The sequence below is a fragment of the Alkalihalobacillus phoenicis genome (genome assembly GCF_047302405.1).
In the GTDB taxonomy this organism is placed as follows: Bacteria; Bacillota; Bacilli; order Bacillales; family Bacillaceae_D; genus Alkalihalobacillus.
This window is the reverse complement of the sequence record NZ_CP154853.1, coordinates 981,516-995,635: the sequence shown is the minus strand read 5'-3', so window position 1 is coordinate 995,635 and position 14,120 is coordinate 981,516. Positions and strand designations below refer to the sequence as shown.

Below are 14,120 nucleotides of genomic sequence, written 5' to 3'. Positions count from 1 at the left end.
AGAAATTATTCATCGATGACTCAAATTAGCTTGCTGCTTTTTTCGTTAAATAATCGGTTAACAGACTTACTGCAAGTGGAATCGCTTCTTCATTTGGTTCTAACCTAGCATCATGTAACCCATATGCACTGTCAACCCCGAGCCAAAACATAAATCCAGGAATTTGTTCTAAAAAGTAACCAAAGTCTTCACCTGTCATCGCTTCTTGACAGTGAATGTATTCAATCCCTTCCCATTCAGATACATAGTGGGAAAAATCAGCAATTAACGCTTCATCATTATATACTTGGCAATAGTTTGAGCCGTAATCAATCGTCACTTCACATTCATATCCTATTTCAATGCCTTTTACTAAAGCTTCCACTCGTTCTTTGATTCTTTGCATCGATTCAATTGATAAAGAACGAATCGTCCCTTCTATTCTAGCCGTCTCAGCAATAATGTTTTGTTTTGTTCCACCTTTTATCACACCGATTGTGACAACCCCTGAATCAAGTGGGTCGACATTTCTTGAGACAATCGTTTGTAACTGAATGACTAAAGAGCTCGCTGCAACCACCATATCATTTGCTGTATGAGGGTAGGCTGCATGCCCACCTTTCCCTTTTAAATCAATAAAAAGCTCAGATGTATTCGCAAATAAAAGCCCTGGTTTTGTCGCAACTTGCCCAACCTTATATTCCGGTGCTATATGCAAAGCAAAAATCTCATCAGGTCTCCAATGTTTAAATTCTTCTGATTGTAATAATGGTAATGCTCCACCAGGACCTTCTTCAGCTGGTTGGAAAATAAACAATAAATTATCGGTCGGTTGATGAGCAGCAAAATGGGTTAAGACCCCTAACGCAATCGTCATATGAAAATCATGTCCACAGGCATGCATGAACTCTGGATGGGACGACCGAAACGTTTGATACGATGTTTGTTCAACGATTGGCAAGCCATCAATATCTGCTCGGTATCCATACGTCTTATTCCCTACTTTACCATTCACTTTTACTAAAATACCTGTTTCCCACGTTTGGACATCTAAATACTCATTTGGTAATGAATGTATATAGTGTAATAAATAGGCCTGTGTTTTAAATTCAGCAAAACCAGGTTCTGGAATTTGATGTAAATCTCTTCTTAATTGAAAGAGTTGCTCTTTATTCATGCTTCTAACCCTTTCTCTTTTAACCGCTCTAATTCTTCCTTAATAGCTGAAATCAATAAATCAATTTCAGCGATACTTATCGTTAAAGGTGGCAATAAACGAATGATTGTTTGTTGAGTCACATCAACCATAAACCCTTTCTCGAGGAGACGCTTTTGCACATCCTTCACGACCGGACCTTCTGCAGATAACATGAGACCAACCATCATCCCTTTTCCGCGTATACCTAACACTAGTTCTGAATAAGTTTCTTTTAATTGAACAAGTTTAGTCCAGAGCTTATCCGAAGTTTCTTTACTCTTTTCCATTTGACCATCTTCTAATAAAACTTCTAATACCGTATTTCCTAAAGCCGCACTTAACGGGGACGGAGCAAAAGTTGTTCCGTGATCACCTGGTTTAAAAAGCTCGGCATATTGTTTAGCTACAATGATTCCACCAAGTGGCAACCCACCACCTACACCTTTAGCAAATAAAATCAAATCAGGCTCCACATTTGTTTGTTGATAAGCAAAAAAGCTTCCCGTCCGACCGATTCCAGTTTGAATTTCATCCATACAAAATAAAACACCATGCTTGCGACATAATGCCTCTGCTCCTTCTAGAAATTCCTTAGATAGCGGCAGAATTCCACCCGAACCAAGAATTGGCTCCATAATCAAAGCTGCTGGCTTATATTGTTCAATCGTCGTTTGGAGCATATCTAAATTTTCTGGCTCGACCTCATAAACAGGTGTGTCTGTTGTCGGGAAATCTTGGTAAACCCCAGGCTGTCTCGTTAATTTAATCGCACCTAATGTTCTTCCGTGGAAGCTCTTTTTTAGGACGATAACCCCTTGACGATTCTCTCCTGTCGATACGGAATGTTTATGAATTAACTTTAAAGCCGCCTCAGTCGCTTCTGCTCCTGAATTGGTATAAAAGACTTTCCCTTCGATCGATTGCTTCATTAACTTTTCAGCAAGGGTGATCGCCGGTTTATTTAAAAAGACGTTAGAGATATGTAAAAACTGTTCTCCTTGTTCTTTTAAAGTCTGAACAATTTTCGGATGTGAATGTCCTAATAAATTCACGGCAAGCCCTGTAAATAAATCAAGATACTTCCTTCCGTTCACATCGATTAAATAACTTCCTTCCCCTTTTTCAATCGCTACAGGTAAACGATTATAGGTCGACATAATCGAATTTTTATCTCGTGTAAACCAATCTGACATATCTATTCCCCTTCCCTCTATGTAAGGAAAGAGCCTTGCTGACGAGTCGACTCGCACAACAAAGCTACTTTCTCCCTTACTTTTTAGTTATCTTCATTTAAACGACGTAGTTCTTGTTTAATTTCTGTTTTACCTTTTGTTTTTTCATCAATCTCTTTAATAACTCGTGCTGGAATTCCTGCGACAACGGTGTTAGGAGGAACATCTTCTGTTACAACTGCTCCAGCTGCTAATACCGCACCTTTCCCAACACGTACGCCTTCTAATACCACAACGTTTGCCCCAACCACAACATCATCTTCAACGACAACTGGCTGAGCAGAAGGTGGCTCGATCACTCCAGCTAATACAGAACCAGCTCCGATATGACAATTTTTACCGACAGTAGCTCGTCCACCAAGAACAGCATTCATGTCAATCATCGTTCCTTCTCCGATAACCGCCCCAATGTTAATGCTTGCTCCCATCATGATAACGGCATTGTTGCCAATTTCCACTTGGTCGCGGATAATCGCACCTGGCTCAATACGAGCTTGAATGCCTTTTAAGTCAAGCATTGGAATCGCCGAGTTACGACGGTCATTCTCAACGACATAGTCTTCTACTTTGTCTTCGTTTGTTTGAATAGCTTGTTCGATGTCTTTCCATTCACCGAATAGAACGCCTGTATTACCTGTAATAAAAGCTTTTGTATTAGCACCGAAATCAATACCTTCGATTTCGCCTTTAATATGTACCTTTACTGGTGTCTTTTTTTCACTTGTAGAAATATACTGAATTATTTCATTTGCATCCATCATTTTCATCGTTATGTATCCTCCTAAAACAATATCTAATCTTCTCTTATGATAGAGATATCTAAGAAAAAAAGCAAACAAAAATCGTTACAAAAAACAAACTTTTGCCTTATCCAAGTAAGATGAGTAAGCCTGTAATCGTAAAAAGGCTTAAAACGGTTGTGATAAAGGTAACAGTTGAGACAAATTGTGGTTTTGAGTCAAATTGAACCGCAAACATGACAATCGTAGCCGCTGAAGGCATTGCCGCTGAGACAATTAGCACTTTTTGCAATAACGGATCAATCGGTAATAGTAGAACAATTCCAAAAGCAATGAGCGGTGATAAGATCAACCTTATGATGACTGAATAAGAAAGCAAAGACCATTCAAACTGGCTCATGCTTATGTTCGCTAGCTGCATCCCCAAAATAATCATAGCTAACGGGATCGATGCCTCCGCTAACATATTAATAGGGAGAAATACATTTTCAGGTAATTCAACATTCATAACATTAATGATTAAAGCGACAAGCATCGCATAAGTTGCCGGCATTAACATCACCGTCTTTAACGCAACGCTTACCCCTAAATTTCCTCTTGCCGCATAATACACACCGAATGAGTTCATAATGATCGATTGTAAAACCATATACATAACAGCTAAAGCGAACCCCGCTTCTCCGTAAGCAAATAAAATAATCGGAGCTCCGTAATTCCCAGCGTTTTTAAAAACAGTAGCTAAAATTAACCCACTTTCGGTTGCAGGATCTAGTTTTTTTATTCTCGAAAAAATTTTATTTATCAAAATCAAACTAAAAAGTATCGTAAGAGCAAAAACGACCATATAAAAATAATCCATGTTTAATTCAGAAGTCGCAAACGTGCGAAAAACTAAAGCAGGTGTCAATACATAAATAACAACCGTCGAAATCGGCTTAATATCGACTTTACGCCATTTTTGAATCAAAAATCCAATCGCAAAGATCATAAATACTGGCAATACTACTTCGATAAATATTGTCATCTTATCGCCTCTTCTACTCTATCTTCTTTAAACTAGATTAGTATATCATAAATCCATTTCCTACATATTACATTCTGTGTCCGTAAAATAAAGCCTTTTTGGAATAATTTTTAGAAATATTCTCATCCTAAAAAGGTAATAACTCAACTTTTGCATCGAGAAAATCCGTTCAACTAGTTGGCAGAGCGAAAGGGAAGCTCTTAAACAAATGCCCTTGACACGTTTGAAAAGCGAGAACGTATTATCATACAAAACGGATAAACTGTGCATCAAGAAAAAGATAATATAGGCCCTCCGGCGGTCGCTCCCAAACAGACACTCCGCGTCCTGCAGGAACCTCATGAGCCTCCTCAGCGTTTCACGCTTGCGGGGTCTCATTGGACGGTTTATTCCTGCGGGAGTCTCCGTGTCTGTTTGTCCGCTAGATAATGGAATCGAATCTAGGTTCGGTTTTCTCATTGAATAAAAAAAACAGTCATGACTTCAACGTACATGAGCTTGAGAATGATTTTTCTCCTTCCATGACTCATTCCGTTACAGTTGTAAACAAATTCGTGTGGATGCTCTGTACGTTAGCTAGATGATCGAGCTGGTTTCGATTGGAATCCTGTCTTTTCATGACGGCAGACTTAGGAAAAAAATAGGTGGCAACGACCTATTTAGTTCTATAACCAACAAAGGGAAGAAGAAGGTCCTTCTGCGTTAGAAATAGCTGATTGAGAATGGCCCTATCATCAAGCCTCTCCACGACACTTAGCGGACAAAACCATACGGAGACTCCCGCGGGAATAAACCGTGGAGCGAGACCCCGCAAGGCTTGCCGAGGAGGCTCGCAAGGTTCCCGCAGGACGCGGAGTATGGTTTTGGTAGCGACAGCCGAAGCACTTCATTTTAGTGAACCGTTTCCTTCAACAGCCTACGAAGAGATGTGTTCAGACTGTCAACGATTGAACCGTTCATGTAAAGTCAATTTGAGTCTTGTATCGCCCTAAAGTCAATCTCTATCAACGGTTAAGGGTCAATTATACACTGCGAAAGTTGAGGTAATAAATAAAGGGAGGAATTTAAACATGCCATATCAAAAAGATAAACAACAAGCATTCCATGCGGCTCAACAAGCTTTTTTGCAAGCAGAAGAAGCAGTCGGTCATATTGAAGTTCATGCACCTGAATATGGAAGGAACCTGAAAAGAGCCCACAAGGAAATAGAAGAGGCAACGCAGCAAATAGACAAAGCTTTAGGTGTAGCATCCGAACATCAAAAACAGCAACTTCAGCAATTTCAAGAACAACTGGAAGGTTTTACATCTTCTATAGAATGAAAAAAACAAGCTCCCCCTAAAAAAGCTGTGCCGAAGTCTATTTAACTTTGGCACAGCTTTGGGCTTTCAAATTTTATTGATACTTCGAATTATGAATTGCCTTCTTTTAAACGCTTATCATTTTCAAGTTCTTTTACTACTTTTTGTACATCTTCTTCTTTTTCTGGTTCGGCGACAATCAAATTTTGACTTGGGATCGCGACGTCGACCTTGTCTTCTTTTAAGATGTTTAAAATCTTCTTATTGACATCTTCTTTGACATTCAAGTATTCACTCCAAATGGTTGTCTTTGTGAAGTAATAAATGAAGATGCCAAGTCGTGATTCTCTAAACTCTGTGAAGTTCACCATAATGACATCTTGATGAACCCCTTCATGAGAACGAAGCATTTTTTCGATATCTTGAACAGCTTTTTCAACTCTTTCTGTTGGGGTATCAAACATGATCCCTAACTCAAAATCGACTCTTCTTTTTCTCATTGTCGACCAGTTCGTGATTGGGTCGTTAGCAATGGTTGAATTCGGAATCGTCACGATCGTATCTGAGAACGTCCGGATTTGAGTACTTCTAAAAGAAATATCTTCAACCGTTCCTTCGATAGTTGGCGTTTCGATCCAATCTCCTTTTGAGAATGGTTTCTCAGTGACGATAACCACACCACCTAAGAAGTTGCTAATTGTATCTTGAGCAGCTAACGAAATCGCTAAACCAGCAACCCCTAAACCAGCGACAAATGCTCCGATTTCGACCTCATTCTCACTTAAAATAATAACAAATGTTAACACAACGATAGCGGCACGAATAAATTTAGAAAGGAAAGGAATGAGCATCGAATCCTCTTCCAAATTCGTCTTTTTCGCAAGCTTTGTAAAAATTGTTGAATGTTGAGAGAAGTAGTTAAAAAAGCCCCATCCAAACAACGCAATAATTAATGATTTGTAAATTTGATAAACAAAGTCATATGGCGTAAATGGTAAGTAAGCTAACGCCAAAAATGTTCCGATAATAACCCAAAACCAACGTAATGGTTTTTCAAATGAAGTTAAAATATTTGTAACAGTTTCTGCTGGTGTTTTTTTTGCGGTCGCCAAAATAAACTTATAAATATACTTCGTAAAAACTTTCCTAAACAAAAGGAAAATAAGAAAAATGACTAACGCAATTGCAAAATCTTCCCAATGTAAGTTTAAGATGGTCTCCCAAGCATCCATCCATTGGGCTTGTGTTCTTTCCAAATGTTCTTGTGTATTTTCAATTACCTCATCCATACAAAATACCCCACCTTTTTATTTCGTAAATATTTTATCATACTTCAGTGTGAATGAAAGTAAAAAAGGTGCGAAAGAATAAGGCAAAATATCAAAAAATGCTAAAATTCGATTCTGAACTCGTTATTTTACGGTTTTGTCAGATCTTCTTTATCTAACGCGGTTTGAATTAATTGTCCAAGTTCAGATTGATTCTTATTGGTTGTTTTTGCTTTTTTTTGTTCTTTTAAAATATTTCCTACTTCCTCTGACCATTCAGAACCAAGTTCGAGTAAATGTTGCGAAAGTTTAGGTGCCTTTTCTTCCATCTTTCTTTTTTGTTCCTCCCACATCCCTTTTACTTTCTTTTTATTTTCCGGTTGCATTAACAGAGCCCCTGCTACACCAACAAAACCTCCAATAGCCGAACCAATTAAATAAGCCGCTTTATTTGACTTCCTTCTTTTCATAAACATAAAAATAGCCTCCTTAATGTTTACCTGTAGTTTCTTTTAAAGAGGTTTTTTTTATACGAAAAGAGTGCTTCGGTTTCGTTGTGAGAAGACGTCGTATCATTCCATCTTTCAAACCATTAATCCGACTACATCGATCCTATACCCGACCTTGCTATAATTAACACTTCTTTCAAAAAATCTAAAAGGCGATGAGAGCTCTTATCGCCCTCATCGCCTTTTGTTTCATTAGTCACTCTTTTTAGAAGCCACCATTTTCTTTATTTCGTTAAAACACCTTCATTACGAATCGTTGCTTGCGCTGCTGCTAGGCGAGCTAATGGGACACGGTACGGTGAACAACTGACATAATCTAAGCCTGTTTTCAAGCAAAATTCGATTGAATTCTCTTCTCCGCCGTGTTCTCCACAAATTCCTGTTTTTAAAGAAGGTTTGACGGCTCTTCCTTTTTTCACACCCATTTCAACTAATTGCCCAACCCCTTCATTATCAAGGACTCGGAATGGATTTTCAGGTAAAATCCGATCTTCTAAATAACTTTGAAGGAATTTCCCTTCCGCATCATCACGACTATAGCCAAATGTTGTTTGCGTTAAGTCATTTGTACCAAATGAGAAAAAGTCAGCTTCGTAAGCAATTTGGTCAGCTGTTAAGGCCGCACGTGGCACTTCAATCATTGTCCCAATTGTATATTCAACTTTCACATTCGCTGCTCCTAAGACTTTCTCTGCCGTCTCAATGACTAATTGACGCATGATTTTTAATTCATTGGAATGACCAACTAGTGGAATCATGATTTCTGGCTTAACTTGAATTCCTTTTTTGTGTAAAGTAATCGCTGCATTAAAGATTGCCTCTGCTTGCATCGCATAAATTTCTGGATGAATTAAACCAAGTCGGCACCCACGATGACCAAGCATTGGGTTCATTTCAGCAAGCTCATTTACTTTTTTCAATAAAAATTCTTTTTCTTTCAACTCTTCTGATTGTGGTTCTGTTAAACGTAAAGTTGTGACTTCAACAATTAACTCTTCTTTATCTGGTAAGAACTCATGTAATGGAGGGTCTAATAAACGAACCGTTACTGGAAGCTCTTTCATTACTCCAAAAATACCTTCAAAATCCTCTTGTTGAATCGGCAATAACTTTTCAAGTGCCTCTTTTCTTTCCTCAACAGTAGAAGACAAAATCATTTCCTTCACTAGCTTTTGACGGTCAGGTTGCATGAACATATGCTCTGTACGGCAAAGTCCAACCCCTTTTGCCCCCAGCTCTAATGCTTTTGAAGAATCTTCTGGGTTATCCGCATTCGCACGGACTTCAATCGCTTTTTCTTCATCTGCCCACTGTAAAAGTTGGTTAAACTGCTCAGATATTTTAGGCTCAATCATTGGAACTTCACCCAACATAATCGCACCGGTTCCACCATCAATTGTAATCGTATCTAAATGACGAACCTCAATATCCCCCACTTTAAACGTCTTAGCAGGCGTATCAATCTTTAGAGACTCTACTCCACAAATACACGGTTTCCCCATACCACGTGCGACTACCGCTGCGTGAGAAGTCATTCCACCACGGCTTGTAACAACCGCTTCAGCCGCAATAATCCCTTGAATATCATCAGGTGTTGTTTCTGGACGAATTAAAATTACTTTCTCCCCACGAGCATAAAACTCTTGGGCTTCTTCAGAATCGAAGACAACTTTCCCTGTTGCCGCCCCTGGAGAAGCTGGTAACCCTTTTGTTAACTGGTTAAGTTCGGCATTATCGTCAATACGACGGTGTAATAATTGATTTAGTTGCTCAGGCTCAACTCGTAACAGGGCTTCTCTTTTATCAAGTATTCCTGCCTGTGCCATTTCTACCGCTACTCTTACAGCAGAAGCTGCGGTACGTTTCCCATTTCTCGTTTGTAAAATGTATAATTTACCTTGCTCAACCGTGAACTCAATATCTTGCATATCACGGTAATGTTTTTCTAATAAAAGCGAAACATCAACAAATTGTTTGTATACTTCAGGCATAACCGACTCTAATTGAGCAATTGGTTGTGGAGTACGAATCCCTGCTACGACGTCTTCACCTTGGGCATTTAATAAAAACTCGCCGTATAATAAATTTTCTCCTGTCGAAGGGTTACGAGTGAAGGCAACTCCTGTCCCAGAATCATCCCCAGTATTCCCAAACACCATACTCTGAATGTTAACCGCTGTTCCATATGAGTCAGGAATTTTATTTAAATTACGGTAAATAATCGCACGTTTGTTATTCCAAGAATCAAAGACAGCATTGACCGCTAACATTAATTGTTCAATTGGATCCTGTGGGAAAGGTTGTTTTGTATGCTTTTGCACAATTTCTTTATAAGCTGTCACAACTTCTTGCCAATCTGTTTCTGTCATTTCAGGATCGTTTTTATATCCTTTTTGTTCTTTCATTTCATCTAAATGACTTTCAAAGAAGTACATATCAATTCCAAGGACAACATTTGAAAACATTTGGATAAAACGACGATAAGAGTCATAAGCAAAGCGACCATTTTCTGTTAAGGCTTTTTGGGCTTCAACGGTTTCATCGTTCATCCCTAAATTTAAAACGGTATCCATCATACCAGGCATAGAAACGACCGAACCTGAACGAACCGAAACAAATAATGGGTTCTCTTTATCCCCTAATTGTTTGTTCGTGCTTTCTTCTAATTTTCTTAAAGATTGAATAATTTCTTCTTTAATCGTAGAACTTAACTGTTTGCCATCTTCATAATAATCATGACATGCATCGGTTGTCACCGTAAAACCATATGGAACCGGTAAACCAATTTGCGTCATTTCCGCTAAGTTGGCTCCTTTTCCCCCTAATCTTTGTCTCATATCCTTATGACCTTCATCAAACATATACACGCGTTTTTGCATTGTTATATCCTCCGTTCTATATTTAAAACCTTCATAATATAATCAGCTGTTTCTTCAACCGCTTTGTTGGAAACGTCAATAATCGGACATCCAATTCGTTTCATAATTCCTTCTGCATAATCAAGTTCATCAAAAATACGTTGTAAATTAACATAGGCGGTATCAGAAGTAATCCCTAATGACTTCAGTCTCTCTTTACGGATTTCATTTAAAGTATCTGGTCGAATAATTAATCCAACACATCTTTTTTTCGAAACATTCATAAGTTGTTCAGGAACTGGAACTTCCGGAATCAAAGGAATATTGGCCACCTTATAACCTTTATTAGCTAAATACATCGATAATGGTGTTTTGGATGTTCTCGATACCCCAATCAATACCAAATCAGCGAGCATGATTCCTTCTGCATCTTTAGCATCATCGTATTTAACCGCAAATTCTATCGCCTCAACTTTACGAAAATACTTTTTGTCTAACTTTCTCATTAACATCGGTTCATTGATTGGGTCTTCTTTTGTTTTCTTTTTGAAAACATTTAATAAAGGCTCTAATAAGTCGACAGCTTCAATTTCATATTCGTTTGATTGTTGGTCAATATATTCCTTTAAATCTGGAACTACAAGCGTATACGCTACGACAGCTGAATTTTCTTTGGCCATCAAAATGGCTTGTTCTATATCATCTGTCGATTTAATATAGGGAAAACGTTTGATTTCAAAAGGGCTTCGAAACTGTGTCGCAACCGCTTTTATAACATATTCAGCCGTTTCTCCAACTGAATCTGACAATAAATAAACCATTGTCGGTTTATCCATAGCGACACCACCAATTCAGAATATTCAATATATTTAGAGTGAAAGGAGAGTATGCTCTCCTTTTTTCACTCCTATATTTAAAGTGATTTCTACTTTTTATTCATTAAACTTAAAATTTCAACTGCGGCTTCTTCGATTGATTTGTTAGACACATTAATAACTGGACACATAAGTTGTTTCATAATCATATTCCCATAACTCAACTCACTTTTAACGGGTTCAAATTCGGTATAACTCGTTGTGTTTGGAAGTCCAATTACTTTTAATCTTTCCGTACGAACCTTTAATAAATGGTTCGGGTCCATTGTAAGACCGACGATTAACGTATTTTGTAACGTAAATAACTCACTTGGAGGAGCAATTCCTGGAATTAAAGGAAGATTCGCTACCTTAATTCCTTTATGGGCTAAATAGATGCTTAGTGGTGTTTTGGATGTCCTCGAAACCCCTACTAAGACAATATCTGCAGCAAGTAGTCCGCCAATGTTTTTTCCATCATCGTATTTAACCGCAAAATCAATCGCTTCAATTCGGTTATAATATTTTGCATCAAGTTCATATTGAAGACCCGGTGTTTCTTTTGGTTTATCATTAAAAGTATCGATATATGCTTGCATTAAAGGTCCAATAATATCGATAGCTTGGACATCATGTTCAATCGCACTACGCTTCATAACTTCTCTTAAGTTAGGCTCGACTAATGTATAAGCGACGATCCCTCCGTTTTCTTGAGCCTCTAAAATTAATGTATAGATCTCTTCTTCGGTTTGGATATAGTGGTAACGTTTAATATTAACCTCATCTACAGAAAATTGTTGCATGGTCGCTTTCACGACCATTTCAGCTGTATCCCCTAATGCATCTGAACATAAGTAAAAAGTTGGCTGCTTTCTATTCACAATCCTAGTCCCTCTCCTTCTGCTATTCGCCATTTTCTAAATCAAGTAGCATTCTCGTCATGTTTGTCTTTGTGATTCGTCCGATAACCATTTTTTTGTCATCGTTTCCACCGACAGAACGTTCGACGACAGGTAAACTGTCTACTTGAAAATGAATCATTTTTCTGGCTGCTTCTAACACAGATTCATCTGGGAGGATTGTTACAATATTTGGATGCCTTGTCATCACTAAATTAACAGGCATTGTCGTTGCATTTGCATTACCTAAAGTTACTTTGAGCAAATCTTTACGAGATACAATTCCTTCTAAATAACCTTTTTCATCTACGACCATGATCGAACCGACATTTTCTAAAAATAATTTAATAACGACTTCTTGAACCGTAGATTTTCCATCGACAACTATAGGTACACTTTGAATATCTTTCACTTTTAACTGTTGTAAATACCCGACATTCGCCTGACCATTATATAATGTTTTGCCGACAAAATAACCGACTTTTGGTTTTGATTCAAGAGCATTTGTCATCACTAACACAGCTAAATCCGATCGTAATGCAGCTTTACTGACCCCCACTAAATCCGCAATATGCTCAGCTGTAATCGGTTCTCTCTTTTTCACAATTTCAATTATATTTCTTTGTCTGTTTGTAAATTCAATCATTATACCCCTCCTCTCAACAATAACTCCCAATCGAATCATACCCCTAAAAGCCCCATTCGATCAATCGTTTTCACATTAAGGACTACCATGAACGTTTGCGAAACATTATTGAGTTAGAGGGATAACGTCAACTCTTATGAACAAAACACTCGTTATTTGTTGTTACAATTTGTACACTTGCAACTCGAAAAATAAGTGAGCACTCTATTTGCTTCAAAAACATCAATAATAGAGCGACAATCCTTACATAGAACCGTTCCTAATTCTCTGTTATCACTTGCATTACGCAAATACTGTACTGTTGTGTTCATTTTCTTCAATCCCCCTTTTTACTAAATCGGCTAATTCACAAACTCTAGAAGCGTACGCCCATTCATTGTCATACCAAGCCATTACTTTTAATTGGTCTCCCATTACCATAATGGAGTCAAGGTCAACAACTGCCGAGTGTTCACTTCCGACAAAATCAATTGAAACTAAAGGTTCATCATTTGTTCCCACCACTTTGGCAAGGTTTTCATCTTTAATATTTAAAAAAGCTTCTTTTACATCTTCAGCTGACATTTCCTTTGACAATTGTACGGTTAAATCAATTAACGAAACATCCTGAGTCGGAACGCGAAGAGCTGTCCCTTGCATGACAGGTGCTAAATGAGGAATGACTTCTTTTAACGCCTTTCCTACACCAGTTGACGTAGGCACAATAGAAGAGGTTGCACTTCTTGCTCTTCTTAAATCCTTGTGCGGATTGTCTAATAGTTTCTGGTCAGAAGTAAAAGCATGAACCGTTGTTAACCAACCTTGTTTTACTCCAAATGCATCATCTAATACTTTTAAAACAGGAGCTGTACAATTTGTTGTACATGAAGCTGCAGATATCAATTTATGTTCATTTAAGTTTAGCTTGTTTTGATTTACACCCATTACGATGGTTGCATCCATTTCTTTCCCTGGTGCCGTAATAATAACCGACTCTGCTCCTGCAGCTAAATGCCTCTTAGAACCAGCCTGGTCATTAAACTTCCCTGTAGCATCAAGTACTAATGCCACTCCGTTTTCCTTCCAAGGAATATCTTCTGGCTGGCGAGTATTACTCATTTTGATTACGTTTCCATTTATGATTAAAGTATCTTCTACTATTTCAATTTTGGCATCCCATCTACCGTGAACAGAATCGTATTTCAATAGGTGTGCAACAGTTTCAGCAGGGTACGTACTGTTAATAACTTTTAACGTATCCTTCATCGTATCATTAGACATCATTTTTCTAATTAATAAACGTCCAATTCTTCCTGTACCACTTATTCCAATTCCTACCGTCATCGATAATCCCATCCTTTAATAACTTTATTTCTTGTATATAATATAACACATTAAATATAAAATGTACATTATATTTTTATAAATCTTATAAAATATGATTTAACGTACTTTTTTATAGATATACACACTAAATAAATGAAATAACAGACGCTTAATTAAGATTTATTGCCCCCTACATAAATCGTGTTCGTAAAAGAAATTGTCAGATGGAAAAATTATTATTGTATGTATTTTTTTTATTCGTCATGGGGATAGCTTAGGCTGGAGGATTTCATTACATAAAAAAAAC

13 protein-coding genes are annotated in these 14,120 nt (G+C 37.8%); 1 reads left to right on the top strand and 12 read right to left on the bottom strand.

Annotated features, from left to right (window positions below):
- Positions 1–25: 25 nt before the first annotated feature.
- The 4 genes from AA0017_RS04625 to AA0017_RS04610 form a co-directional block, all read right to left on the bottom strand.
- Positions 26–1,156 carry an N-acetyldiaminopimelate deacetylase gene (locus tag AA0017_RS04625; RefSeq protein WP_413379934.1) on the bottom strand — a complete coding sequence of 377 codons (1,131 nt, stop codon included), beginning with the start codon at positions 1,154–1,156 and terminating at the stop codon, positions 26–28.
- Positions 1,153–2,370: an aspartate aminotransferase family protein gene (locus AA0017_RS04620; RefSeq protein ID WP_413379933.1), complete on the bottom strand. Its 1,218-nt coding sequence runs from the start codon at positions 2,368–2,370 to the stop codon at positions 1,153–1,155. Before AA0017_RS04620 ends, AA0017_RS04625 begins: the two co-directional genes overlap by 4 nt.
- Before the next feature lie 83 nt (positions 2,371–2,453).
- Positions 2,454–3,176, bottom strand: coding sequence for a 2,3,4,5-tetrahydropyridine-2,6-dicarboxylate N-acetyltransferase (dapD, locus tag AA0017_RS04615; RefSeq protein ID WP_413379932.1), 723 nt, complete (start codon positions 3,174–3,176; stop codon positions 2,454–2,456).
- Between the two features lie 100 nt (positions 3,177–3,276).
- Positions 3,277–4,173: an AEC family transporter gene (locus AA0017_RS04610; protein ID WP_413379931.1), complete on the bottom strand. Its 897-nt coding sequence runs from the start codon at positions 4,171–4,173 to the stop codon at positions 3,277–3,279.
- Between the two features lie 1,070 nt (positions 4,174–5,243).
- Between AA0017_RS04610 and AA0017_RS04605 the strand changes: the two genes are divergently transcribed.
- Positions 5,244–5,495 carry a hypothetical protein gene (locus AA0017_RS04605; RefSeq protein ID WP_413379930.1) on the top strand — a complete coding sequence of 84 codons (252 nt, stop codon included), beginning with the start codon at positions 5,244–5,246 and terminating at the stop codon, positions 5,493–5,495.
- Between the two features lie 89 nt (positions 5,496–5,584).
- Here AA0017_RS04605 and AA0017_RS04600 read toward each other — a convergent pair whose 3' ends face one another.
- The 8 genes from AA0017_RS04600 to gap all read right to left on the bottom strand — a co-directional run bounded on the left by AA0017_RS04600 (position 5,585) and on the right by gap (position 13,831).
- Positions 5,585–6,763: a mechanosensitive ion channel family protein gene (locus tag AA0017_RS04600; RefSeq protein ID WP_413379929.1), complete on the bottom strand. Its 1,179-nt coding sequence runs from the start codon at positions 6,761–6,763 to the stop codon at positions 5,585–5,587.
- Positions 6,764–6,891: 128 nt separating this feature from the next.
- A complete protein-coding gene (locus AA0017_RS04595) occupies positions 6,892–7,218 on the bottom strand; it encodes a YtxH domain-containing protein (RefSeq protein WP_003324778.1) in 327 nt (108 codons plus the stop codon).
- A gap of 257 nt (positions 7,219–7,475) precedes the next feature.
- Entirely contained in the window at positions 7,476–10,130 is a 2,655-nt protein-coding gene (ppdK, locus tag AA0017_RS04590; RefSeq protein WP_413379928.1) for a pyruvate, phosphate dikinase, read from the bottom strand.
- Between the two features lie 2 nt (positions 10,131–10,132).
- Complete coding sequence (locus AA0017_RS04585) at positions 10,133–10,945, bottom strand: pyruvate, water dikinase regulatory protein (protein WP_413379927.1); 813 nt, start codon at positions 10,943–10,945, stop codon at positions 10,133–10,135.
- 89 nt (positions 10,946–11,034) lie between these two features.
- Positions 11,035–11,844: a pyruvate, water dikinase regulatory protein gene (locus tag AA0017_RS04580; RefSeq protein ID WP_413379926.1), complete on the bottom strand. Its 810-nt coding sequence runs from the start codon at positions 11,842–11,844 to the stop codon at positions 11,035–11,037.
- Between the two features lie 22 nt (positions 11,845–11,866).
- On the bottom strand, positions 11,867–12,508 hold the full coding sequence (locus tag AA0017_RS04575) for a helix-turn-helix transcriptional regulator (protein WP_413379925.1): 642 nt from the start codon (positions 12,506–12,508) through the stop codon (positions 11,867–11,869).
- Positions 12,509–12,660: 152 nt separating this feature from the next.
- On the bottom strand, positions 12,661–12,819 hold the full coding sequence (locus AA0017_RS04570) for a GapA-binding peptide SR1P (RefSeq protein ID WP_413379924.1): 159 nt from the start codon (positions 12,817–12,819) through the stop codon (positions 12,661–12,663).
- The gene (gap, locus tag AA0017_RS04565; protein ID WP_413379923.1) at positions 12,791–13,831 is read right to left on the bottom strand and encodes a type I glyceraldehyde-3-phosphate dehydrogenase; all 1,041 of its coding nucleotides are present in this window, start codon (positions 13,829–13,831) and stop codon (positions 12,791–12,793) included. The genes AA0017_RS04570 and gap overlap by 29 nt, the downstream gene beginning before the upstream one ends.
- Positions 13,832–14,120 lie beyond the last annotated feature (289 nt).